Genomic DNA, 23,384 nt, shown 5'->3' on the forward strand with positions numbered 1-23,384 from the left:
ATCTCGCCGACAATAATTTTTCACCAACAGAGGAGCTTCTCCTAATGGACAATGTGGCAGATCGTGTAAAGAAGGTCGTGGTAGAGCAGTTGGGCGTTAATGAAGACGAAGTCACCAATGAGGCGTCCTTTGTTGATGATCTGGGTGCCGACTCGCTGGATACCGTGGAGCTGGTGATGGCTCTGGAAGAAGAATTCGACTGTGAAATCCCCGACGAAGAAGCGGAAAAGATCGCGACCGTGCAACAGGCCATCGACTATGTGTCTGCGCATATTCCAGCCAAAGATGCCTGAGCATTTCCTGACCGAGACGATGAGGAGATCGGGCGTTTGAAGAGACGTGTAGTGATTACGGGGTTGGGGATTGTGTCGCCCGTCGGTGTGGGTATCCCCGCGGCGTGGGATTCGATAACCCAGGGACGCAGTGGTATCGGTCGGGTTACCCGCCTGGATCCTGCCGCCTACAGTTCCCAGATTGCAGGAGAAGTCCGTGGCTTCGATATTGGTCAGTACATTCCGACCAAGGAAGCCCGCAAGATGGATTTATTTATCCATTACGGCCTCGCGGCGGCCATGGAAGCGGTGGCAGACTCTGGTTTACAGATTGGAGCGGATATTGCAGATCGGGTGGGCGTATCCATCGGCAGTGGTATTGGCGGTCTGCCGGGCATCGAGTCCGAGCATCAGGTCGTCACGGAAAGCGGCCCCCGCCGGATCTCGCCGTTCTTTATTCCTCGTTGCATCGTCAATATGGTGTCGGGGCACGTTTCCATCATGTATGGCGCCAAAGGGCCCAACATCGCCATGGCGACGGCATGTTCCACTGGCACACATTCCATCGGCGAGGCGGCGCGGCTCATCGAGTATGGCGACGCCGATGTCATGATTGCCGGCGGAGCTGAGGCGGCTGTCAGCCCTTTGGGGTTGGGTGGGTTTTGTGCGGCGCGGGCGCTCTCTACGCGCAACGCCGATCCTGAGAGAGCGAGCCGCCCCTGGGATAAGGATCGGGATGGTTTCGTGCTGGGCGAGGGCGCGGGCGTTCTCATTCTCGAAGAATATGAATTTGCCCGGCGTCGTGGCGCACGGATCTACGCAGAGTTGGCCGGCTACGGCATGAGCTCCGATGCTTACCATATGACCCAACCCGCCCCGGGTGGGGAAGGTGCCGCCCGTTGCATGCGGGTTGCACTGCGTAACGCCTCGGTGTCGCCCGAAATGGTGGGGTATATCAACGCGCACGGGACATCCACCCCGCTGGGAGATCGGTCGGAGACCGATGCGGTACATACCGTATTCGGCGAACACGCGCAGCGATTGGCCATGAGTTCCACCAAGTCGATGACAGGCCATCTTCTGGGTGCCGCGGGGGGGGTGGAAGCCATTTTTACGGCGCTCGCGCTTTATCACGGCATTTTGCCGCCCACGATCAATCTGGATCAGGCCGGCGAGGGCTGTGACCTGGATTATGTGCCCCTCAAAGCGCGAAAAGCATCCGTAAAAGTTGCTTTAAGCAACTCCTTTGGATTCGGCGGCACCAATAGTTCGCTGGTTTTCCGCCGTATCGACGACTGATTCGCCGCGTGGGGGTGATTGTCGCCACCATGGATGGAAATCCCCTCGTGGCGGCGGGGGCGTGCGATGCCGCCCTGGACCGTGCGTTACATTACGGCGACGGGCTTTTTGAAACCATTGCGGTGATCAAGAGCGTTCCCCTGTTTTGGGAGGCGCATCTGGCGCGACTCGGGCGTGGCGCGGCTATTCTGAATATTCCGGCACCTCCTCCAGAAGTCTGGCGCAAAGATTTACGGACGGCGCTGGATGCTATCCCGGCACAGCCGCGCCTTCTCCTTAAACTGACCCTCGGTCGTGGACCAGGGCCGGGGTACGGCAGCGCTGGCGCTGGCCCTCCCCGACGCTATCTGTGGTTATCCCAGTGGCCGGAGCGAAACCCGCACTACTGGAACCCGGGCATCTCCGCCGCAACCTGCGAGGTCGCCTTGCTCACCGGCGCACCGTATCTCGGCGTCAAATCCCTCAATCGTCTGAACCAGGTTATGGCCCGGGATGCGCTAGCCCCTGAATATGCCGAAGGGGTCATGCTGGATCAGTCGGGACTGTTGCGCGAGGGCATCATGTCCAATCTGTTTTGGGTAACGGCTGGTGTTGTCCATACTCCGGAACTGGAAAACGGCGGCATTGCTGGTGTTCAGCGGGCCGCTATTCTGGCATGGTTGCAGGCGCATGGTGTGCCGACCCGCTTGGGCTACTGGCCACTGACGATGCTTCAGGATGCTGACGAAATATTTTTCAGCAACAGCCTTATCGGTGTCTGGCCGGTGCGCTACTTCATGGGGCGAGAATTACCCGGACATGACGGGCCTATAACATCCGTCCTCCTCACATGGACTCGGGAAATGGGTCTGGGGCTACAACCGTGACCCGCAGACGTATGGCGGTTCTGCTCGTTCTTCTGACCGTATTATTTTCTGTCGGATTTTACGGCATCGGCATGTATTGGCCGGAAACTCTACCGGCGAAGGGGGTGACGGTCCCTATCCCCCTTGGTGCCAGTGATGCGCAGAGTATCACCAGTCTGGCGCGTTCCGGGGTGTTGCCATATCCGCGACTGTTTCATCTGGCTTGGGCTCTAGCCGGGCGTCCGGCCATGCAGGCCGGACTGTATGAGTTCAGGGGCAGCGTTAACCAGGAACAGGTGCTGCACCGCTTGATTGCCGGTCAGTCCACGCCCCTTAATCTGCTGATTGTGCCGGGCTGGCGTTTGCAGGACGTGGTCCGGGAAATACGGGACAGTGCCCCCTACCTCAACCGGCGTGATCTGCCTCAGGAGGAAGGGGTGGCAACGCGCCTGGCGCACCTGGGCATCGGCGCAGAGGGCAGCGCAGAGGGCTGGCTTTTCCCGGATAGCTACCGTTACGTGCCGGGCACCACGGCGCTGAGTGTACTGCGGCGCGCCTACGTGCGCATGCAGCACGAATTGCAGGCCCTGTGGGCCGGGCGCGCTCCCGGACTGCCGCTTCATGATCCCTACCAGGCGCTGATTCTGGCTTCCATCGTACAAAAGGAGGGGGCGCCCCCCGCAGAGCAGGCGCATATTGCGGCCGTGTTTCTCAATCGCTTGCGGCACGGGATGCCTTTACAATCCGATCCTACCGTGATTTATGCTTTGGGCGGGCGCTATGCCGGGCTTTTGACGGCACAGGAGATGCGTGTGGACAGCCCTTATAACACCTATCTGCATGCCGGGTTGCCGCCTACACCCATTGCGATGCCGGGATTCACCAGTCTGATGGCCGTGCTGCATCCGGCGGACAGTACCGACCTCTATTTCATTGCTCAGGGAGATGAGTACCATTATTCTGAGAGTTACGCGCAACACCTCAAGCAGATACGACGTTATCTCCAGCATGCCGGAGGAGCGGTTCAGTGAAGGCGACCACACGGAAGAGCGGATTTTTTCTTACCCTGGAGGGTATTGAAGGTGCGGGGAAGAGCTCAGCCCTGCCGGTGCTGGCGGAACTTTGCCGCCAGCAGGGTTACGCCGTTGAAGTTACCCGGGAACCGGGCGGAGGCCCACTTGGCGAGGCGTTGCGCACCATTTTTCTGGACGATAGCCTGCATCTGGATGCGGACGAGGAACTGCTTCTGCTCTATGCCGGACGTCGGGATCACTGGCGGACACGTATCGCGCCTGCGCTGGCCGCCGGAAAGGTGGTCATCAGTGATCGCTATGAAGACTCCACTTATGCTTATCAGAGTGGCGGAAGGGGGGTCCCTGCCGCGCACATCGCGGCGCTGGCGCGCTGGGCGGGGATCACCCGCCGTCCAGACCTGACGTTTTGGTTCGATATAGCGCCGGAGTTGGGTGCAGCACGTATCTGCGGGCGCCGTCCGGATCGGCTGGAACAGGAAGATCAGGCCTTTTTCAGCCGCGCCAGGGCGGTCTTTGCGGAGCGTTGCGCGGCCGAACCACAAAGAATCTGGCGCGTCGATGCGAGCCTGCCTCTGCCGATGGTGCATGATGCTGTGCGGGCAAGGCTCGCCGCCTGCCTGGCGGCCTTTTATTCATGAACATGCCTCGCCCGACGCCTGCGGAGTGGTCGCCGATATGGAGCCTGGTGCAAATCGGTTTGCCCCAGGCGATGCTTGCCGCAGGCGAATCGGGAACGTTGGTCGAGCAGTACTGCGATGATTTGCAACAGGTGGCGCTGTGTTTTGCGCCAACTGCGCAGGGGCTACCCTGCGGAACCTGCCGCTCCTGCCGTTTGTTGGCGGAGGGCAACCATCCCGATCTGCTGGTGATCACTCCGGAAACCGGAAAACGCATCACCATTGAGGCGGTGCGCCATGCCAACGAGTTCCTCGCCTTCACCCCGCAGGTCAGCGCGTGTCGCTGGCTGCGCATCGCGCCGGCCGAGGCGATGACTGCGGCGGCCGCCAATGCCCTGCTGAAAACCCTGGAGGAACCTGCGGCGCGTGCCCATATTCTTCTGCTCAGTGAACACCCGTCGCAGCTTATTCCCACCATCCGATCCCGTTTGCAGAGATTGCCGTTCCCGACGATGCTGCCGGGGCAGTGCGTGAACTGGCTTGAAGGTCTCGGCATACCGCCTGCGGAGGCGCTCTCGTTAAGCCGGCAGTTTGCGAACCGGCCACTGCGCGCCTGGCAACTTTGGGAATCCGGGTGGGTCACGCTACGCCGAACCTGGATCGAGACGCTGTTGAACCTTCCTCGGCAAGGGCCTGTCGCGGCTTTGCGGCTGGCGGACAACTGGGCCAAAGACACCGACTTGCTGCTGCTGCGCGAACTGGTTCTAAGCCTGTTGGGGGATTTGCTGCGTCTTCAAGGCCGCCGCCTGGACAACGTCGTGCATTTAGACTATCTGCAATCGCTGGAGGTTATGGCGCAATCGGCCCGGGTTGCGTGCCTCTGGGCAGCCTTGGAGGGATGGGCGCGGCTGCCTGAGTCGCTTGCGCAAAATCGCAATGTGGGGATGACCATGGAAACGTTATTGTTGAGTTGGGTAGGCATTTGGTCAGGGCAGGTGGCGCATGGAATTACAGGCTGAAGCGGGTGGCGCGGCGAAAGCGCTGTCTGTCGTGTTACGGGATGCTACCGCAGTGCAGCGTTACTACATGCCCAACATCAAAGGGGGAGGGGTGCTGGTAGAGACATCGAACCTCCTGCCCATAGGTACCGAGGTGCTGCTCATGATCACCCTCCCCGATGGTCAACCACGTGCGCCCGTCATGGGAAAGGTGGTGTGGGTGACGCCACCCGACAACCGTGAGGGTCGCCCTCCCGCCATCGGTGTCCAGTTTGTAAATGACCGCTCCGGTGTCCTGATCCGGATTCAGAACGCACTGTCCGGCCTGCCAAGGAACGATGGTGAGGTGCTGAGCTTTTAAAATGCCGTTTGGACGCAGGCTCAGCATCGGTCACTCCGCACGGGTCATTGCCCTGACGCTGGCGTCTGAGGTACACTCCGTCCCCTCAGGAGAGGTGACCGAGCGGCCGAAGGTGCAGCACTGGAAATGCTGTGTACTCCAAAAGGGTACCGTGGGTTCGAATCCCACCCTCTCCGCCAATCATCGTCCGTCAGTGGACAATCTCAGGTTTTCTATGGCGACAAAGATCGGTCCCCTCGCAGTGGTAACTGGTGAACCCCGTCAGGCCCGGAAGGGAGCAGCGGCAGCCGGTGATCCAGGTGCCGGGGTGCGGCTGGTCGGCGTCGCCACCCTATATTTCAGACCCGCATGAGCGCCTATCTCGCGCTGGCCCGCCGCTGGCGACCCCAACATTTTGATGATTTTGTCGGGCAGGACGCCGTCGTCTCCGCCTTGCGCCATGCCCTGGATTCCGGCCGCATTCATCATGCTTTTCTGTTCACCGGCACGCGGGGCGTCGGTAAGACGACTCTGGCGCGGCTGCTCGCCAAGTGCCTGAACTGTGAGCGAGGCGTGAGCAGCAACCCCTGCGGAGAGTGTAGTGCCTGTCGCAGTATTGCCGCGGGGAACTTCGTGGATCTGCTGGAAGTGGATGCGGCAAGTCGTACCCGGGTCGATGAGACCCGCGACCTTTTGGACAATGTCCAGTATGCGCCTACGGCTGGCCGCTACAAGGTGTACCTCATTGACGAGGTGCATATGTTGTCTGCGCACAGCTTCAATGCGCTGCTGAAGACCTTGGAAGAACCGCCGGAGCACGTCAAATTTCTGCTGGCGACTACGGACCCGCAGAAGCTGCCGATAACCGTGCTCTCCCGCTGCCTGCAGTTTAATTTACGCCGGCTGGATATTCCCCAGATCCAGGGAAGGTTGCGACAGATCATGCTGTTGGAACAGGTGCCGGCGGAGGACACCGCCCTGCAGCTACTGGCGCGTGCGGCCGACGGGAGTCTGCGTGACGCCTTGAGTCTGCTGGATCAGGCTATTGTCCACGGTGGCGGCGCGGTGCAGCGCAACGGCGTGCTCGCGATGCTCGGACGCAGCGGCGATGACGCGGTGCTGGGTCTGATCGCTGCGTTGGTGGACCGGGATGCCGCACAGGTATTCGCCATACTGGGTGATCATCTGGCGCGGGGCATGGACGGACCTGGCCTGCTGGACCTGGTCATAGAAGGCTTGCATCGCATCGCTCTGGCGCAATTTCTTCCAGCTGATCCGGATGCCGATGGCGCCGAGGCGGTCGGGCATCTGCGCGGGAGAATCAGCCCGCTTACCCTGCAGTCCTGGTATTTTTTGCTCCTTTCGGCACGACGTGACTATGCGCTTTATCCAGACGAGCGCATGGCGCTGGAGATGGCCTTTCTGCGGGTGTTGAGTTTTTCCGGTTCAGCAACGCCCGACTCGCCGCCAGCGGCGCTCCCGAGCGGAGAAAACCGGCATTCTGGCGAGTCCACCCCCCCGACGCGCGAGTTCGTTGTGCCCAAGGCAACTTCGCCGCTATCACACCATTCGGCCCCCTTGCTCTCCACCCGTTCACGGGATGAAGTCCGGGAGCCGTCGCCGGCAGCGACGTCCGGTCAGCATGATGCGGATGCCGGGATCGCGCCAGCAACAGACTGGCGTCGCGTACTGGCGTCGCTGGCGGTGTCGCCGATGATTGCCGAATACCTGCGCTATGGACAAGCCTTGCGCTGCGATTCAGAGGCGGTGGAATTGGCCGTGGAGCCCAATTATTTGCCGTTCCTTCTCAAGACCGAGGCCCGCCGGGCGTTACATCAGGCGCTTACGGCATATTACGGCCGGGAGCCCAGGCTGAGCATTGTTGCTCTCACCATAGAGACCGGAGTGGGCAGCCTGGTGCAGGAAGACCGGGCGCAGCTGGCATCCAGGCAAGCTGCAGCAGAGGCACGGGTGGCTGCGGATCCGCGCATCGGCGCGTTCCTCGAAGCCCTGGATGCCCGCGTAGAATCCATTGAAATCGTGGCGGCATCCTCAAACGGCATGCCGTCAGCTCACAATGAAGCGTAAACAGGGAGGTAAGGAAAGATGAAAGGTGGACTGGGAAATATCATGAAGCAGGCGCAGCAACTCCAGGAGCGTTTGCAAAAGACGCAGGAAGAACTTGCCCAGGTAGAGGTGCAGGGCCACGCGGGTGGCAATCTGGTGGAAGTCACCATGACCTGCCGGCATGACGTGCGCGGGGTGCGCATCGACCCCTCCCTGCTGACCGACGGCGATCAGGAGATGCTCGAAGATCTTGTGGCAGCGGCCATCAATGACGCCGTGCGCAATGCTGAGAAGGTCAGCGCGGAGCGGATGTCGGAAGTGACCGGCGGCATGAATATTCCGGGCATGAACCTGCCTTTCTAGGCGCTTATGGCAGACGTTCCGAGTATGGATGCCCTGGTGGCACTGCTACGCCGCCTACCGGGTATTGGCCCGCGTTCGGCGCAACGGATCAGCTATGAGTTGCTGGTGCGCAAGCGCGATCTCATGCCGCAACTCGCCGCAGCCTTTCAGCAAGCCCACGCGGTGGTCCGTTTTTGTGAACGCTGCAACAACCTGAGCGAAACGCCATTGTGTGCCGTCTGTCGTTCCGAACACCGGGACCGTTCCATTTTGTGCGTGGTGGAATCACCCGCTGATCTGCGTGCGATCGAAGATACAGGGGTATTCGTCGGCGAATTTTTCGTATTGATGGGGCATTTGTCACCCCTGGATGGCATCGGTCCCGAAGCCCTGCATATCGACCGCCTCAGCGCGCGGCTGGGTGAAACAGACTTGCGGGAAGTAATTTTTGCGACCAATCCTACCCTGGAAGGTGAGGCTACAGCCCAGTTTCTCGCCGGGCTGGTTCCGGACGGCATCACCATCAGTCGTATCGCGCGGGGGGTGCCGGTGGGTGGTGAACTGGAATATGTCGATCGCAGCACCCTCGGACGCGCCCTGCACGGTCGTCGTCTGCTAGACGAGTAAGCACTGACCCATCGTTTCGTAAAGATAAAAGCAATCCATTTCGAGAGGAAACAGCCATCATGATCCCCACAGGAGTCACGCCTCCAGGCGGAAATGTATTTTTTTTGCTGATGGGCGCCATTCTGGTGTTTGCCATGCACGGCGGATTCGCCTTTCTGGAACTGGGTACGGTACGACGGCGCAGCCAGGTAAATGCACTGGTGAAGATTCTCAGTGATTTTGGTATATCCACCATCGTCTATTTTTTTGTGGGTTATCATATCGCCTATGGCATCAGCTTTTTTGCCGACGTAAAGACTCTGACCGCGAGCAATCACGGTTTTCAGATGGTGCGGTTTTTTTTCCTGCTGACCTTCGCTGCTGCGGTGCCCGCCATTATCTCCGGTGGTATTGCCGAGCGGGCGCGTTTTTATCCTCAATTGCTGGCGACCGCCTTTCTGGTGGGACTGGTTTATCCTTTTTACGAAGGGATCGTCTGGAATGGCCATTATGGTATTCAAGCTTGGTTTACCCGCGCTTTTGGCGCACCTTTTCACGATTTCGCAGGCTCGGTGGTAGTGCATGCCATGGGTGGATGGATGGCGCTGATGGCGGTCTGGCTGCTGGGTTCGCGCAAGGGGCGTTACGGGAAAGATGGTGCGGTACACGCCATGCCGCCGTCCAACATTCCCTTTCTGGCGCTGGGCTCCTGGATTCTGATCATCGGCTGGTTTGGTTTTAATGTGATGAGTGCACAGCAAATTGCTGCTGTGCAGGGTCTGGTGGCGCTCAACTCGCTTATGGCATTGGTGGGCGGCATGCTGGCAGCGCTGGCGGTAGGGAAGGGCGATCCGGGCTTCGTTCATAATGGCGCTCTGGCAGGTCTCGTGGCCATCTGCGCCGGTTCCGATGTGGTGCAACCCATTGGGGCTTTGGCCATCGGCGTCATTGCCGGCGTTATTTTTGTCTACCTGTTCACCTTTGTGCAGCATCGCCTGCGTCTGGATGACGTGCTGGGCGTCTGGCCGCTCCATGGTGTTTGCGGTGTGTGGGGTGGACTGGCCGTCGGCATTTTTGGACATCAGTTCCTCGGCGGCGCAGGTGGGGTCAGTTTCTGGTCTCAGTTGCTGGGCACCTCACTAGGCGTCCTGATCGCCCTGGCGGGCAGTGGTATCGTCTACGGCAGCATCAAGTACTTTATCGGGATTCGTCTGGATCCCGAGGCGGAGTATGCGGGGGCGGATTTGAGCCTGCACCATGTCAGCGCGTATCCTGAAGAGGATATCGAGAGGGCGTGACCATGACAGAACCTTTTGCTGCCCTGAACTGGCAGGCCATGCCAGGCCTGCCGGTGCGCAACCCGCAGGCGCACAAAGGAAGTTTCGGCCACGTTTTCGCCGTAGGCGGAGGGCCGGGCATGGGCGGGGCATTGGCGCTGACCTCTGCCGCCGCCTATCGGGTGGGCACCGGATTGGTGACGGCAGTGGGGCATCCCTCCGCGATCCCTTACTTGGCGGCACACCTGCCAGAAGCAACTTGGCGAGACTGGCCTGCGACTTTTGGAGATTTGCCGGACCATGCCGTCCTGGCCGTTGGCCCTGGCTTGGGTCAGGGCCTGGCCGCCCATGATCTTTTGCTGGAGATCGGTACACTGTCCTGTCCCCAGGTATGGGACGCCGATGCCCTGAACATTCTTGCGCGTTTTGGTCCGAAACTGCTGACCACCGATGCACTTCGTCTGTTTACCCCACATCCGGGCGAAGCGGCCCGTCTGCTCGGGATAACAGTCGCCGATGTACAGGCAGACCGTATCGCGGCGATTGTTCGGTTACGCGCCCGCTATGGCGGCTACTGGGTCCTCAAGGGCCACCATAGTCTCCTGCTGGGATGCGCTGTCCGGAATCTCTGTATTTTGGGCAATCCGGGCATGGCCACGGGCGGCAGCGGGGACGTGCTGACCGGCCTGTTGGCCGGTCTGCTGGCGGTCGGCCTGGACGCCGACCGGTCTCTGTCCCTCGGCGTGTGCCTGCACGCCCGCGCGGGCGATATCGCGGCCGCGGAGATGGGCGAGGCCAGCCTACTGGCGGGGGATATCCTGGCGGCAGTGCCCCGCGCTTTGCAGGAGTTGACGCAACATCATGACGGAAACTGAAGTATTGCGGGAATGGGATCGCCGTTATTTCTGGCATCCCTTCACCCAGATGCAGTGTTACGGGGATGACGACCCGTGGATCATCGACCGTGCAGAAGGCAACTACGTGTACGATACCCAAGGTCATCGCTGTCTGGATGCGATCGCCAGCCTGTGGTGCAACGTTCACGGTCACCGTCATCCCCGACTGGATGCCGCCCTGATCGGACAGTTGGGCAAAGTCGCACACAGCACGGCACTGGGTGCTGGCAATGCTCCGGCCATTCGTCTCGCCAAGGCACTGGTGGAAATTACCCCAGCCTCCCTGCAACATTGTTTTTTTTCGGAGGACGGCGCCGAGGCGGTCGAGGTCGCCATCAAAATGGCGGCCCAGTACTGGTGTAATCTGGGCCGCCCCGAAAAACGCCTCTTCCTGACTCTGGACAATGCCTATCATGGGGACACCGTTGGCGCCGTTTCGGTGGGCGGCTTCCCCCTGTTTCACGAGGTATACGGGCACCTCCTGTTCCCGACTTTACGGTTGCCGAGCCCTTATGTATTGCAGCGGGAAGACTGCGATGGAGATCCGGAGCAGGCAACAGCCGTATGGCTGGCGGCGCTGGAAACGACGCTCCAGGAGCAGAGCCGCGAGATTGCGGCCGTGATCCTCGAGGGCGGGGTGCAGGGCGCCGCGGGCATATTGCCTTTCCCGCCCGGTATTCTGGCCGGTGCGCAACGTCTGTGTCGGGCCTACGAGGTCTTGCTGATCATTGATGAGGTCGCCACCGGCTTCGGCCGCAGCGGCAAGCTTTTTTCCTGTGAGTGGGAGGCTGTCGAACCAGACCTATTGGCCTTGGGTAAGGGGCTGAGTGGTGGTTACTTGCCGGTGGCCGCGACCCTCGCCGCAGAACACGTTTATGCTGCCTTTCTTGCGCCTTTCGGGGAAACCCGGCAGTTTTACTACGGGCATACCTACACCGCCAATCCTTTGGCCTGTGCGGTAGCGCTGGAGAACCTGGCACTTTTTGCGGAAGGCGGTGTGCTGGCTGCTTTGCCCGAGAAAATCGCCCAGTTGCGAACCGGGCTGCAGCGTTTTCACGGTCAGTCGTGGGCAGGGGAGGTCCGCCAGTTCGGTTTGATGGCCGCCATCGCGTTGCGCGACCCCAGGACGAATGCGCCTTATCCCTACGGAGACCGCGTCGAATACGCAGTGTGCCGGCGAGCACGGGAAATGGGCGTTTACAGCCGCCCCCTCGGTGATCTCCTCACCATAGTCCCGCCGCTGTCGGTGACAGCAGCGGAAATAGACACTATCCTCAACGTATTATATGACGCCATGGCGGAAGGACGATCCTGATGAAAACGGCCCAAGATATCATGAACCGCGAAGTTGTTACGGTGCTGGCCGATGATCCGGTCGATAAAGTGGGGGATGTGCTCCTCAGTTCCGGGCACCACAGCCTGCCCGTGGTGAACAGCGAGGATCATCTGGTCGGGATGATCGGTGAGCGGGATATGATTGACGCCCACCGCAAGGTGCATCTGCCGACCATGCTGACTATTCTGGATGGTCTGATCCCTCTGGGCGGCATGCATGAATACGACGAAGACCTGCGCAAAGTCACGGCGGTGACCGCCAGCCAGTTGGCCAGCTCCCACGTCGTTACCGTAGCCCCCGATGAGGATACGGACGCGGTAGCCGAGAAGTTGCTGCGTAAGGATGTGCATGCGGTGCCTGTGGTCGATAACAGCGGTTTGTTGCTGGGTATCATCAGTCGTTCGGATATTCTTCAGCATCTGCTGAAACCCTGAACCGGGTATCGGATGCACTGGGATTTCGCAGATGCCGAAGCCTGCCGGGACTGGGGGCGACAGTTTGCCCAGCGCATTCATATCCCTGCGGTTATTTATCTGGAGGGCGATCTGGGGGTCGGTAAAACCACTTTGGCGCAGGCTATCTTAAAGGCGCTAGGCGTTACCCAGAACATCAAAAGCCCGACCTATACCCTCATGGAACAGTATTCGACCCGGATCGGACCGGCTCTGCATCTTGATTTGTATCGTCTGCAAGAGCCGGAGGAGCTGGAATTTATCGGTATCCGTGATTGTCTGACGGAACCCTCCCTGTGGCTGGTGGAATGGCCGGAGCGGGGTGCGGGTTTCCTGCCCCCTGCCGATTTGTCACTCAGCCTCCGTATTCTGGACAACGGCAGTCACCGTCTGGAGTGGCTGGGGCATCAGCCCCATGTTCAGGACTGGACCATTTTCTTGACGCCCGCATCCACCCGGAAAATCCGCCATGAGGGATGAACAGGCACCCCGCGTTCATCGCCTGGATACAACATTGGCCAATCAGATTGCCGCCGGCGAGGTGGTGGAACGTCCTGCCTCCATCCTGAAAGAGCTTCTGGAAAACAGCCTGGATGCCGGAGCCACGCGGATTACCATCCATCTGGAGGGTGGTGGGATGGATTTGCTCGGTGTGGAAGATGATGGTGTCGGCATCCTGGCCGAGGATCTGCCCCTCGCCCTGGAGCGCCATGCCACCAGTAAAGTGGCCACCTGGGAAGACCTTCAGGCGATCCAGACCATGGGTTTTCGCGGTGAGGCCTTGCCAGCGATCGCTTCCGTCTCGCGCCTGGAACTCCTCTCGCGGGCGCGCAGCCAGAATCAGGCGGCGCGCCTGCAGGTAACGGGGGGCATGGCTGCCGCTCCGGAGCCCGCAGCCAGGGCACCAGGAACCACAGTGCGTGTGGCCGATCTCTTTTTTAACGTGCCCGCACGGCGTAAGTTTCTGCGTAGTCCGGCCGCCGAGTTGTCGCGCAACCAAAAGGTGTTGCGCCAGATTGCGCTGGCCAACTTCCCGGTGGCTTTTCAGCTTATCCAGAACGGCCGCTCTCTTGCGCAATTTCCAGCTACGGATGCAGAAAGCCGGGCAGCGCGAGTAGCCGCCATAATGGGGGAAGGCTTTCTGGCCAATGCACTGTATATCGAACAGGAAGATCAGGGCTTGTCTCTCAGCGGCTGGCTGGGCCTGCCCACCTACAACCGCGCCCGCGGAGATGAACAGTATTTTTATGTTAACGGTCGTCCGGTGCGTGATCCGGTGGTTACCCATGCCCTGCGTGCGGCTTATAACGATGTGCTCTTTCAGGATCGTCACCCCCTTTATGCGCTTTACCTGAAGCTGCCGCCCGAGCGGGTGGATGTTAATGTACATCCCGCCAAGGCGGAGGTACGCTTTCGGGACAGCCGCGAGATACACGATTTTCTTTTTCACACTCTGCGACGGGTGATTGCGGAGCAGGGCGGGGCACAACCACGGATGACCGTTCCGGTCCAGCCTTTCTCCCAAAGCCCGACCGCTACCAAAAGTCCTGCTTACGTCCCGACTCAGCGATCGCTGAACGCTGCTGCGCAGGAGAGTGCCGGGGCCTATTGGGAACATCTAGTGGCGCCGGTGATGGCGTCCGTACCATCCCCTGATTTGCCGGCGGCACCAGCCCAGGAACTGGCCCCGAACTACACCCTCGGACAGGCCATCGGGCAGATTCACGCACGTTTCATCCTCGCTCAGAACAGCGAGGGGATGATTCTCATCGATCAGCACGCAGCTCATGAACGCATCCTCTACGAGAAGATGAAGAACATGTCTCAACAGAATGAGAAGCAGGCGTTTATTATTCCTGAATACGTGCATGTAACTGCGGCGCAAATGGCGCACTTCGACAAACGACAGCGCGATTTGCAAGCTGCCGGGCTGGACATCAGTGTTGCCGGTCCCGGTACCTTGGCCATTCATGCGGCCCCCAAAGCTATCGCCGCCGTCACCTATGGGCAGATTATCGCTGATATTCTTGCGGAAGAGCCTGCCTGGGCCGAGGGAGATGGGGACGCCGTCCTCGCCGACATGGCCTGCCGTGCCGCTATCAAGACAAACCACCGCCTCAGCCTCGAAGAGATGAACAGCCTGTTGCGCCAACTGGAGGCCACTCCGCGTTTCGGGCAGTGCAATCACGGGCGACCGACGGTAGTGTATTTTTCTTTGGCCGATCTCGACCGCCTCTTTCTCCGCGGGCGATGATTCCTGCTATTTTTCTGATGGGTCCGACGGCCAGCGGCAAGACCGAACTGGCCGTAAGGCTTGCCGATGCGTTGCCCATAGACATTATCAGCGTCGATTCGTTACTGGCATATCGTCATTTCGATATCGGCAGCGCCAAACCCAGTCTGGCCCTGCGCCGGCGATATCCCCACGCGCTGGTCGATATCCGGGAGCCCGACGAGCCCTATTCGGCGGGCCTGTTTCGGGAAGATGCCCTGCGCTGTATTGCACTGGCGCGGGAACGCGGTCGCATCCCGTTGCTGGTCGGCGGCACGGGCCTGTATTTTCGTGCGCTGGAGCGTGGCATTGATACCTTACCCCCCGCCAATCCCGCCTTGCGCCAGAGTCTGATGGCGTTAGCAGAGGAGGCGGGATGGTCCGCACTACACCAGCGCCTCGCGACCCTGGATCCGGAGACCGCCGCGGGTATCGCTCCCCATGACCGGCAACGCATTCAACGCGCCCTGGAAATCATCCTCGGTTCGGGGCAGGCGATCAGCGGGGCACGTCACTGGCAAGGTACATTCCCCGGCCCGCTCTACAAAATCATCCTGCGCCCGCCTAGAGGCTGGTTACATCAGCGTATCATGCAGCGCTTTGACGTCATGCTGAACGAGGGATTTCTGGACGAAATTGCCGACCTGAGCACGCGTCACTACGCGCCGGAGTTACCCGCCATGCGCGCCGTGGGTTACCGCCAATACTTCGCCTGGCATGACGGGCTCTGCAGCTCCGCAGAAGCTTACCAGGCGGCGCTGGCGGCGACCCGCCAACTGGCCAAGCGCCAGGATACCTGGTTCAAGAGGGAATCGGCGCATTATTATCTCGATCCATCCCGCGACGATGCATCCTCTCTGCTATTGCAGATGGCCACCCGACCCGTGCAGGGCGAGGTGCATTCCATCGGCGGGGACAACGGAGGTGAAATGGATGAAACTGGATGAACGCCATCCATGAACGGGGAGCCCGACTGATGGGCTGGAATCTCGAGGATGTCGACAAACCTTTCGTCGCCCGGTTGCAGGCTTAAAGTTGGCGCAGTCCAGGCATCAACGCCGGCGCGCCGGATTGCCAGCGAATACGCAGAATGCTAGCCTATGGCCACTCTGACTTTTACCCCCATTGAGGATCTTATGGCTGTTGAGCGCACCCTTTCCATCATCAAACCCGATGCCGTGCAGAAAAATGCCATCGGTGCCATTCTTGGTCGCTTCGAGAAGGCGGGGCTGCGCATCGCAGCCGCCAAGATGTTGCATCTCAGCCGCGATGACGCGGGTGGGTTTTATGCGGTGCACCAGGCCCGGCCTTTTTACGGCGAGTTGTGCGACTTCATGAGCAGCGGTCCGGTATTGGTTACGGTACTGGAAGGTGAGGGTGCCATCGCCAAAAACCGTGATTTGATGGGCGCCACCAATCCCAAGGATGCCGCTGCAGGAACGATTCGTGCGGACTTTGCCGACAGCATTGATGCCAACGCCGTGCATGGTTCAGACAGTGCCGAGACTGCGGCATGGGAAATCAGTTACTTTTTTGGTCAACGGGAGATTTTTGCGCACTGAATGATGGGCGATTCTTTGGTGGTTGCTCCGGCCGAAAGGCCACACCTGCTGGGACTGGGTCGCCAGTCCCTCGCTAGGTTGCTGCGTATCTGGGGAGAGTCCCCCTTTCGGGCCAACCAGATTTTGCAATGGCTGCATACCCGCCAGGTGACGGATTTTGCGGCCATGACCAACATCAGTAAAACCCTTCGCGCTCGCCTCGCCGCAGAAACCCGCATCGACCTGCCGGAAATCATCGCCGATCAGACAGCGGCGGACCACACTCGCAAATGGCTGCTGCGGTTGCCCGATGGCAATGCCATAGAAACTGTTTTTATTCCCGGAGAAGATCGGGGTACGCTGTGCATCTCTTCGCAGGTAGGCTGTTCTCTGGCCTGCAGTTTCTGTGCTACTGGTGCACAGGGGCTCAGCCGCAACCTCGAAACCCATGAAATTATCGCGCAGGTGTGGGTGGCGCGCGATTTTTTGGGCCTGGACGCGATCACCAATATCGTTTTCATGGGCATGGGCGAACCGATGCTTAATTTGCGCGAGGTATTGCCGGCGCTGGATTTATTGCGCGACGAATATGCTTACGGCTTTGGCGCGCGGCGCATTACCGTCAGCACCGCAGGTGTGGTGCCTGGTATGGATCGACTGGGTGCGGAAAGCCCGGTCAATCTCGCGATCAGCCTGCACGCCAGTCGTGATGAAATCCGCGACGTGCTCGTGCCGGTAAACCGCCACTACCCGCTGGCAGAGCTGCTCGCCGGCTGCCGCCGCTATCCTTTGCCGCCCCGGCGCCGCATCACCTTCGAATATGTAATGCTGGAGGGTGTCAATGACGCCGATTCCCATGCGCGGGAACTCCTCCGCCTGTTACGAGACATCCCGGCCATGGTGAATTTGATTCCCTTCAATCCCTTTCCCGGCTCAAATTATAAACGGTCGCCACAGGTACGCATCGATGCTTTTCGCGATATCATTCTGCGCGGTAACATAATGACGGTTACACGCCGGCCGCGTGGTGACGACATCGCCGCCGCCTGTGGTCAGTTGGCCGGGCAGGTACACGCCGGCCGTCGCAGTATTCCCTTGGCAGTGCATTCATGAAAAGACTTCTGGGACTGGGGGCGGGTGTGCTTCTGCTGAGTGGCTGTGGGCTTTTTGGTGGCAAAAGAGCAGAGTTGACGCCCGATCAGCAAATGGCTGCGTATATTGCCCATGAACACAAGGCCAACGCCTCCGCTTCGGGCTTCAGGCCGACACCCGCCAACAGCGAACAAGCCAAGGCCGGCATCTACACGTCTCTCGGGGCCGCTTATTTGCAGGATGGCCATCCCCGACAGGCGATCCGGGAACTGCAATTGGCAATTGCCGCTAACAGCCGTTATGCCAATGCATACAATGTCATGGGTCTGGCCTACGAACAGTTGCAGCAGCATAATCTGGCCCGCAGCGCCTTTCGCCGGGCACTCTCCATAGATGCAAAAAACCCTGAGTACCTCAATAACTACGGCGCATTTCTCATCAACTCCCGCAACTATGCCGAGGCGGTTGTCGAGCTGAAACGGGCCACCTCCGATCCGCTGTACAGCACGCCGCAGTTCGCCTGGACCAACCTCGCACAGGCCTACGCAGGGCTCAAGGACTTGTCGGCGGCACGCGATGCGCTGAACCGGGCACTTTATCTGGTGCCCAACTATCCGCCAGCCCTGCTGATGCTTGCCGAACTGGATTACAAGGACGGTAAAGCAGATGCCGCTTTCGCCCATTTGCAGGTGGTTCTGGCGCAGGAGCCGGATAACGCTGATGCGCTCTTGCTGGCGGGGCGGATTGCCGCCCTGCAGGGGCGGCCAACACAGGCACGGTTCCTCTGGCAGCGTTGTGTGACGGCTTCACCCTATTCCGCAGCAGGCAAGCAGGCGCAGCGACTGCTGCTGCAAAACGGTTGAGACGGTACGCCATGGATATGACACCAGAAAACGAAATTTCTCAGGACTTGCGGGCGGCAAGGGAGGCACATGGCTGGAGTTTTCGCCAAGTCGCAGAGCGGTTGCATATCACCGAAGCTCAGGTAAAGGGTCTGGAAGACGGTGATTATACCGCTCTGCCCGGGGCCGCTTTCGCGCGTGGTTTCCTGAAGAATTACGCGCGGCTGCTAGGCCTGGATCCGGAACCGCTGCTGAGGACGTATGACGCCTCCAACGAGGGGTCTGGGTTGCACCCGTCGGAAACGGTGTTGCCCGCCAGCGAAGGACCGCTGTTGGATTACAGCCGACGCGTACTGATTTTTTCCGTATTGATCGTGATCGGCATTATTGCGGTCGCATGGTGGGTCTGGAGTCATCAGCAGGTGCAGGGCCTGCCTGCCACGGCGGTTTCGCCTATGGTGGCCAAACATCCGGCGGTTCCCGCTAAGGCAGTTATCATGGCGCCCAACGTGTCAGCCGCTGCTCCGGTGTCAGCAATCGGGAACCCGCAGGCGGCACCCGGCCTGCCCGTCGCACCGGTCGCGGCAACCCGGTCTGCAGCCGTGGCGACGGGTCCTGGGCTGACGTTTCAGTTCAGTGCGGACTGCTGGGTGCAGGTCAAAGACTCCTCGGGGAAAACTCTGCTCGCAGTTTTGGGACATCGCGGCGATGTCCTACGCGTCGATTCCGGTATTCCGCCATACAGTGTTCTGGTAGGCAAGGCCAGCGCCGTCACCATCAGTTATGATGACAAGCCTGTGCCGTTGCCCGCCAACGCCTTGGGCGTAGCCAGACTGCAGGTCGGCACCACGCCGACCGTCGCTGGTGTACCCCCCCACGGTGTCACCCACGCGGTAGCTGCCGCTCGTAGCCAGGTGCCCCCCCCTGCGCTTCCAGTAGCCAGCATGACTTCACCACCTGTTGCGGTATCTGGTACTGCAGCCGTTTCCAGCGAGGCTTTCCATGCACCATGAATCTCCCATTCGGCGTCGTAAGACCCGGCAAATTCACGTAGGCAAGGTAGCGATCGGCGGCGATGCACCGATCAGTGTACAAAGCATGACCAATACCGAGACCCGCGATATCGCGGCCACCGTCGCGCAAATCCGGCGCCTGGAGGCGGTAGGTGCCGACATCGTCCGGATCTCCGTACCCAGCATGGATGCTGCGGAGGCATTCAAGACGATCCGCGCTCAGGTGGAAACCCCGCTAGTCGCCGACATCCACTTCGATCACCGTATCGCTTTGCGGGTGATGGAAGATGGTGTCGATGGCCTGCGTATCAATCCCGGAAATATCGGCTCTCTGGATAAAACACGGTTGGTGGTGGAAATGGCCAAGGACAAGGGCATCCCCATCCGTATCGGCGTCAACGCAGGGTCGCTGGAGAAGGATATCCAGGAGAAATATGGGGAACCGACACCCGAGGCACTGGTGGAGTCGGCCTTGCGTCATGTGAGCATTCTGGACGAGTTGAACTTTCATGACGTGAAGATCAGCGTCAAGGCCTCCGACATTTTTCTCGCTGTGAGCGCTTACCGCCTGCTTTCGGAAAAGGTGGATTACCCGCTGCATCTCGGTATCACCGAAGCCGGCGGCCTGCGCTCCGGCACTGTCAAATCCGCTATCGGGCTGGGCCTGCTCCTGCGGGACGGGATCGGCGATACCATCCGGGTTTCGCTCGCAGCGGATCCCGTCGAGGAGATTCGTGTCGGCTTCGATATCCTGAAAAGCCTGCACCTGCGTCAGAAGGGGATCAATCTGATCGCCTGCCCGTCCTGCTCCCGTCAGGAGTTTGATGTCATCACCACCATCAATGCCCTGGAAGCGCGTCTGGAAGACATTCTCGAGCCTATGGACGTTTCGGTGATCGGCTGCGTGGTGAATGGCATCGGCGAGGCGAAGGAGGCCGATATCGGCCTGGCGGGCGGTGACAAGCGCAGCATTCTCTACTACCGCGGCAAACAGGTCGATCGGGTGGAGAACAACGATATCGTCGACGTGCTCGAAAAGCGGATTCGTGCGGAAATCGCTGAACGGCAGGCGACACGCCATGAGGGTTGAGCACCACCTTCCCATGCTGCAAAAAGGGAGCGGGCATGGCGAGTAAGGAGTTGCAGGCGGTACGTGGTATGAATGACATTTTCCCGGAGGAGAGCGCGGGGTGGCAGGCGTTGGAAGATGACCTGCGGATGTTGCTGGCGCTCTACGACTACGGTGAAGTGCGTCTGCCTCTTCTGGAATCGACGGAACTCTTCGCCCGTGCCATTGGCGATGCCACCGATATCGTCCAGAAGGAGATGTATACTTTCGCCGATCGCAATGGAGACAGTCTTACCCTGCGGCCGGAGGGTACGGCGGGATGCGTGCGTGCGGCGATTCAGGCCCGGAGCATTCGGGGCCAGACCCCACGCTATTATTATATGGGGCCGATGTTTCGGCACGAACGTCCGCAAAAGGGTCGTTACCGGCAGTTTCACCAACTGGGTGTGGAGGTTTTCGGGCTGCCTGCGGCGGGTACCGATGCCGAGGTCATCGCCCTGTCGGCGCGGATTCTACGGGCGGCTGGGGTTACCGCTTCGCTGCAGATCAACTCACTGGGGAGCCCGGCGGCGCGTATCCACTATCGAACCCTGCTGCTGGACTATCTGCGTCCGCGGCGTGGGGTGCTCTGTGCCGACTGTCGGGAACGGATGGAGCGCAACCCGCTGCGCGTACTCGATTGCAAGGTGCCTGCCTGTCAGGAGATTGCCCGCATGGCTCCGCATTTGGTGGATCATCTGGACGAAGACTCCGCCGCCCATTTTGCCAGTCTGCAATCATTGCTGACCGCGCTCGATATCCCATATCTGGTCAATCACAGCCTTGTACGCGGTCTGGATTATTACAACCGTACGGTTTTTGAATGGGTGACGGACGCGCTTGGCGCCCAGGGCACGGTGCTGGCGGGTGGTCGTTATGACGGTTTGGTCGCACAGTTGGGTGGTGCTGATACACCGGCGATCGGCTTTGCCGTGGGCCTTGAAAGGCTACTGGCGTTGCAGGCGCTGCAGGGGAGGGGGGTAGAGGCACCTCATCCTTTACTGTTTATCGGCGCTCTGGATGATGTTGCGGTGGCCCGCGCGTGGCGAATCGCCGAGCAGCTACGGGATGCAGGTATTTCCGTGGTGACCGGGGGCCCCGCCACTTTCAAGAACGTCATGAAGCAGGCGGAACGTTCCCGGGCCAGATTCCAGGCCCTGATTGGTGCGGAGCAAATCGCCGGTGAGCCGCTGATCCTCAAGGAACAGGCCGGAGAAGGCCGCTGGCAGGGAGATCCCGAGGCGTTGTACGAGGGTTTGCGCAGCCTTGGCGTTGATTTCCCGCAGCATGCACCCCATACTGTCCGCAATTTTGCCACAGCCAGAACCTCATCGTGACCGGTCCAGAACTCTCCGAATTCCTTTATCGCCATCGAGTTTCCGTTATCGCGGGCATCATCATGGTCCTGCTCGCGGCAATGGGCTTTTTCGGCTACGAAAAATACCAGCGCCATCAGGTGGAGCGCGCCGCCGTGCTATATAACGAACTGGTGGATACCCTCGTCGCGGGGCAGACCAGTACGGCACGCGCCAGCGCGGATACGCTGGTGCATCAATATGGACACACGCCCTACGCCATTTTCGCCCGGTTTTTTCTCGCGCGCATGGACAGCGAAAGCAACCAGATCCCGGCGACAGAAGCGGAGCTCAACAGCGTCATCCAGGCCAAGACCGCGCCGAGGGGGCTAAAGGGCATCGCCACCCTCAGCCTGGCCCGACTCTACCTGGACCAGAAGCAGCCGCAGAAGGCCCTGGATATGCTGAAAGTGCCGGATGCGGCCTTCGCCACCCTGCAGGAGGAAATTCAGGGAGACGCCTATGTGGCACTTCATCAGGACGGCAAAGCCATGCGGGCTTACCAGGCAGCCATTGCCGACCTTCCGGCCGCCGATCCTTACCGCAGCTACCTGCAGATGAAGATGGCCAATATCGGAGTGGCGCCATGAAGCTGCGACCTTTTTCCCGCGCTCTCGGGCGCATGGTAGCGCTGGGTGCCGTGGCCACTCTGCTGAATGGTTGTGGTATCCTATCCTGGTTTCATTCCACTCCTGCCCCCAAGACTCCGCCGCCCCTCGCCAAGGGGATGGATAAAGTATCCTTCTCCACCGAATGGCAGGCCCGTCTATATGGTATCTGGCAGGTCAACCCCTATCAGAATACGTTGATTGCCCATGACAAAGGGCAGATTGTGGTCGTCGATGCGTCCGGGCGTCTGGTCAGCATGACCGACGGTGGTCGCCAGATGTGGACGCGCAGCCTGGATGGCCGGACAGCGCGCGGCCCGACACTGGCAAACGGTGTGGTTTATACCGGCACAGACACTGGAAAAGTCTATGCGTTTACGGCAAAGGACGGCCACCCGCTCTGGACCATACAGTTGAGTTCCGAAGTGCTTACCCCGGTAGTGGCGGCGGGTGACCATCTTCTGGTGCAGACGGTGGATGGGCATCTCTGGGCTCTCGACCCGAATAATGGCAAGGTGCAATGGACATTCTCCATGAATCAGCCGACCCTCATCCTGCGTGCGGTGGCTACGCCTGCGGTGCATGACGGAGTGGTGTATGCCGGTTTCGCGGATGGGACGGTGGCGGCTCTTAGTCTGGGGTCCGGTGCGGAGCTCTGGCGGGCGCAGGTCGCCTTACCCCATGGCAGCAATGAATTGGCGCGTATGGTGGATGTGGCCGCAAGCCCGGTGGTTGGGGAGGGGCAGGTCATCACTGCAGCCTATCAGGGGAATCTGGCTGCTTACGCGTTGCAGGGCGGCACCCAGAACTGGAGTGTACCGATGTCCGTCTATATGACGCCGGTACTGGAGGATGGCCATCTGCTCGTCGCGGACGCCGATGGGCGGATATCCTCCGTAGACCCGGCATCCGGCAATGTGCTCTGGCGCAATGACCGTCTTAGCGGGCACGATTTGACCGGGTTTGGCCTCTGTGGCGGGAGTCTGCTGGCCACGGACAATGCGGGTTATCTCTATGTCATCGATCCACAGACCGGGCACCGCATAGGTCAGACGCGGCTGTCTGATAGCGGTATTCAGAGTACTCCCGTTTGTCTGGGAAGTGGCCAGATCCTTGCCCTCAGTGATGCGGGCACCTTGTATCGAATCCACCTGGCAAAGCGCTAAGGCTCT

The 23,384-nt window shown here is 60.1% G+C and carries 25 protein-coding genes, 1 tRNA gene and 1 other RNA gene; all 27 read left to right on the forward strand.

Annotated elements, in window-relative coordinates:
* Window positions 1-44 precede the first annotated feature (44 nt).
* The 27 genes from acpP to bamB all read left to right on the forward strand — a co-directional run bounded on the left by acpP (window position 45) and on the right by bamB (window position 23,378).
* Window positions 45-293 (forward strand): acyl carrier protein, encoded by a 249-nt coding sequence (acpP, locus tag F6A13_RS07975; RefSeq protein ID WP_009561355.1) that lies wholly within the window; start codon window positions 45-47, stop codon window positions 291-293.
* Between the two features lie 36 nt (window positions 294-329).
* Window positions 330-1,571, forward strand: a complete 1,242-nt coding sequence (gene fabF / locus F6A13_RS07980; RefSeq protein WP_113525617.1) for a beta-ketoacyl-ACP synthase II — start codon at window positions 330-332, stop codon at window positions 1,569-1,571.
* Between the two features lie 29 nt (window positions 1,572-1,600).
* The gene (pabC, locus tag F6A13_RS07985; protein WP_126605562.1) at window positions 1,601-2,437 is read left to right on the forward strand and encodes an aminodeoxychorismate lyase; all 837 of its coding nucleotides are present in this window, start codon (window positions 1,601-1,603) and stop codon (window positions 2,435-2,437) included.
* Window positions 2,434-3,447 carry an endolytic transglycosylase MltG gene (gene mltG / locus F6A13_RS07990; protein WP_225981765.1) on the forward strand — a complete coding sequence of 338 codons (1,014 nt, stop codon included), beginning with the start codon at window positions 2,434-2,436 and terminating at the stop codon, window positions 3,445-3,447. Before pabC ends, mltG begins: the two co-directional genes overlap by 4 nt.
* Window positions 3,444-4,088: a dTMP kinase gene (gene tmk / locus F6A13_RS07995; RefSeq protein WP_126605563.1), complete on the forward strand. Its 645-nt coding sequence runs from the start codon at window positions 3,444-3,446 to the stop codon at window positions 4,086-4,088. The genes mltG and tmk overlap by 4 nt, the downstream gene beginning before the upstream one ends.
* Window positions 4,085-5,086 (forward strand): DNA polymerase III subunit delta' C-terminal domain-containing protein, encoded by a 1,002-nt coding sequence (locus tag F6A13_RS08000; RefSeq protein ID WP_126605564.1) that lies wholly within the window; start codon window positions 4,085-4,087, stop codon window positions 5,084-5,086. Before tmk ends, F6A13_RS08000 begins: the two co-directional genes overlap by 4 nt.
* A complete protein-coding gene (locus F6A13_RS08005) occupies window positions 5,070-5,426 on the forward strand; it encodes a PilZ domain-containing protein (RefSeq protein ID WP_126605565.1) in 357 nt (118 codons plus the stop codon). The genes F6A13_RS08000 and F6A13_RS08005 overlap by 17 nt, the downstream gene beginning before the upstream one ends.
* 88 nt (window positions 5,427-5,514) lie before the next feature.
* A tRNA-Ser gene (locus F6A13_RS08010) sits at window positions 5,515-5,605 on the forward strand.
* Between the two features lie 46 nt (window positions 5,606-5,651).
* Window positions 5,652-5,748, forward strand: an RNA gene (gene ffs / locus F6A13_RS08015) — signal recognition particle sRNA small type.
* A gap of 26 nt (window positions 5,749-5,774) precedes the next feature.
* Window positions 5,775-7,493 carry a DNA polymerase III subunit gamma/tau gene (gene dnaX / locus F6A13_RS08020; protein WP_126605566.1) on the forward strand — a complete coding sequence of 573 codons (1,719 nt, stop codon included), beginning with the start codon at window positions 5,775-5,777 and terminating at the stop codon, window positions 7,491-7,493.
* 18 nt (window positions 7,494-7,511) lie between these two features.
* Complete coding sequence (locus tag F6A13_RS08025; RefSeq protein ID WP_126605567.1) at window positions 7,512-7,835, forward strand: YbaB/EbfC family nucleoid-associated protein; 324 nt, start codon at window positions 7,512-7,514, stop codon at window positions 7,833-7,835.
* Between the two features lie 6 nt (window positions 7,836-7,841).
* The gene (gene recR, locus F6A13_RS08030; RefSeq protein WP_126605568.1) at window positions 7,842-8,441 is read left to right on the forward strand and encodes a recombination mediator RecR; all 600 of its coding nucleotides are present in this window, start codon (window positions 7,842-7,844) and stop codon (window positions 8,439-8,441) included.
* 59 nt (window positions 8,442-8,500) lie between these two features.
* Window positions 8,501-9,718, forward strand: coding sequence for an ammonium transporter (locus tag F6A13_RS08035; protein WP_126605569.1), 1,218 nt, complete (start codon window positions 8,501-8,503; stop codon window positions 9,716-9,718).
* A 2-nt stretch (window positions 9,719-9,720) separates the two neighbouring features.
* Window positions 9,721-10,572, forward strand: a complete 852-nt coding sequence (locus F6A13_RS08040; RefSeq protein ID WP_126605570.1) for an NAD(P)H-hydrate dehydratase — start codon at window positions 9,721-9,723, stop codon at window positions 10,570-10,572.
* Window positions 10,559-11,908, forward strand: a complete 1,350-nt coding sequence (bioA, locus tag F6A13_RS08045; RefSeq protein ID WP_113525608.1) for an adenosylmethionine--8-amino-7-oxononanoate transaminase — start codon at window positions 10,559-10,561, stop codon at window positions 11,906-11,908. Before F6A13_RS08040 ends, bioA begins: the two co-directional genes overlap by 14 nt.
* A complete protein-coding gene (locus tag F6A13_RS08050; protein ID WP_113525607.1) occupies window positions 11,908-12,363 on the forward strand; it encodes a CBS domain-containing protein in 456 nt (151 codons plus the stop codon). Before bioA ends, F6A13_RS08050 begins: the two co-directional genes overlap by 1 nt.
* 12 nt (window positions 12,364-12,375) lie before the next feature.
* A complete protein-coding gene (tsaE, locus tag F6A13_RS08055) occupies window positions 12,376-12,861 on the forward strand; it encodes a tRNA (adenosine(37)-N6)-threonylcarbamoyltransferase complex ATPase subunit type 1 TsaE (protein WP_126605571.1) in 486 nt (161 codons plus the stop codon).
* The gene (gene mutL / locus F6A13_RS08060) at window positions 12,851-14,635 is read left to right on the forward strand and encodes a DNA mismatch repair endonuclease MutL (protein ID WP_126605572.1); all 1,785 of its coding nucleotides are present in this window, start codon (window positions 12,851-12,853) and stop codon (window positions 14,633-14,635) included. The genes tsaE and mutL overlap by 11 nt, the downstream gene beginning before the upstream one ends.
* Window positions 14,632-15,600: a tRNA (adenosine(37)-N6)-dimethylallyltransferase MiaA gene (miaA, locus tag F6A13_RS08065; RefSeq protein ID WP_126605573.1), complete on the forward strand. Its 969-nt coding sequence runs from the start codon at window positions 14,632-14,634 to the stop codon at window positions 15,598-15,600. The genes mutL and miaA overlap by 4 nt, the downstream gene beginning before the upstream one ends.
* Before the next feature lie 189 nt (window positions 15,601-15,789).
* Complete coding sequence (gene ndk, locus F6A13_RS08070) at window positions 15,790-16,215, forward strand: nucleoside-diphosphate kinase (RefSeq protein ID WP_009562412.1); 426 nt, start codon at window positions 15,790-15,792, stop codon at window positions 16,213-16,215.
* Window positions 16,216-17,307 (forward strand): 23S rRNA (adenine(2503)-C(2))-methyltransferase RlmN, encoded by a 1,092-nt coding sequence (gene rlmN, locus F6A13_RS08075; RefSeq protein WP_126605574.1) that lies wholly within the window; start codon window positions 16,216-16,218, stop codon window positions 17,305-17,307.
* Window positions 17,304-18,149, forward strand: a complete 846-nt coding sequence (gene pilW, locus F6A13_RS08080) for a type IV pilus biogenesis/stability protein PilW (protein WP_225981766.1) — start codon at window positions 17,304-17,306, stop codon at window positions 18,147-18,149. Before rlmN ends, pilW begins: the two co-directional genes overlap by 4 nt.
* 11 nt (window positions 18,150-18,160) lie before the next feature.
* Window positions 18,161-19,141, forward strand: a complete 981-nt coding sequence (locus F6A13_RS08085) for a RodZ domain-containing protein (protein WP_126605575.1) — start codon at window positions 18,161-18,163, stop codon at window positions 19,139-19,141.
* Window positions 19,131-20,231 (forward strand): flavodoxin-dependent (E)-4-hydroxy-3-methylbut-2-enyl-diphosphate synthase, encoded by a 1,101-nt coding sequence (gene ispG / locus F6A13_RS08090; protein ID WP_126605576.1) that lies wholly within the window; start codon window positions 19,131-19,133, stop codon window positions 20,229-20,231. Before F6A13_RS08085 ends, ispG begins: the two co-directional genes overlap by 11 nt.
* 35 nt (window positions 20,232-20,266) lie before the next feature.
* Complete coding sequence (hisS, locus tag F6A13_RS08095) at window positions 20,267-21,586, forward strand: histidine--tRNA ligase (RefSeq protein WP_126605577.1); 1,320 nt, start codon at window positions 20,267-20,269, stop codon at window positions 21,584-21,586.
* The gene (locus tag F6A13_RS08100) at window positions 21,583-22,194 is read left to right on the forward strand and encodes a YfgM family protein (protein ID WP_126605578.1); all 612 of its coding nucleotides are present in this window, start codon (window positions 21,583-21,585) and stop codon (window positions 22,192-22,194) included. The genes hisS and F6A13_RS08100 overlap by 4 nt, the downstream gene beginning before the upstream one ends.
* The gene (gene bamB / locus F6A13_RS08105) at window positions 22,191-23,378 is read left to right on the forward strand and encodes an outer membrane protein assembly factor BamB (protein ID WP_126605579.1); all 1,188 of its coding nucleotides are present in this window, start codon (window positions 22,191-22,193) and stop codon (window positions 23,376-23,378) included. The genes F6A13_RS08100 and bamB overlap by 4 nt, the downstream gene beginning before the upstream one ends.
* Window positions 23,379-23,384: the final 6 nt, after the last annotated feature.

Origin of the sequence: Acidithiobacillus sp. 'AMD consortium', from assembly GCF_008926505.1 — a bacterium.
Classification (GTDB): Bacteria; Pseudomonadota; Gammaproteobacteria; order Acidithiobacillales; family Acidithiobacillaceae; genus Acidithiobacillus; species Acidithiobacillus ferridurans.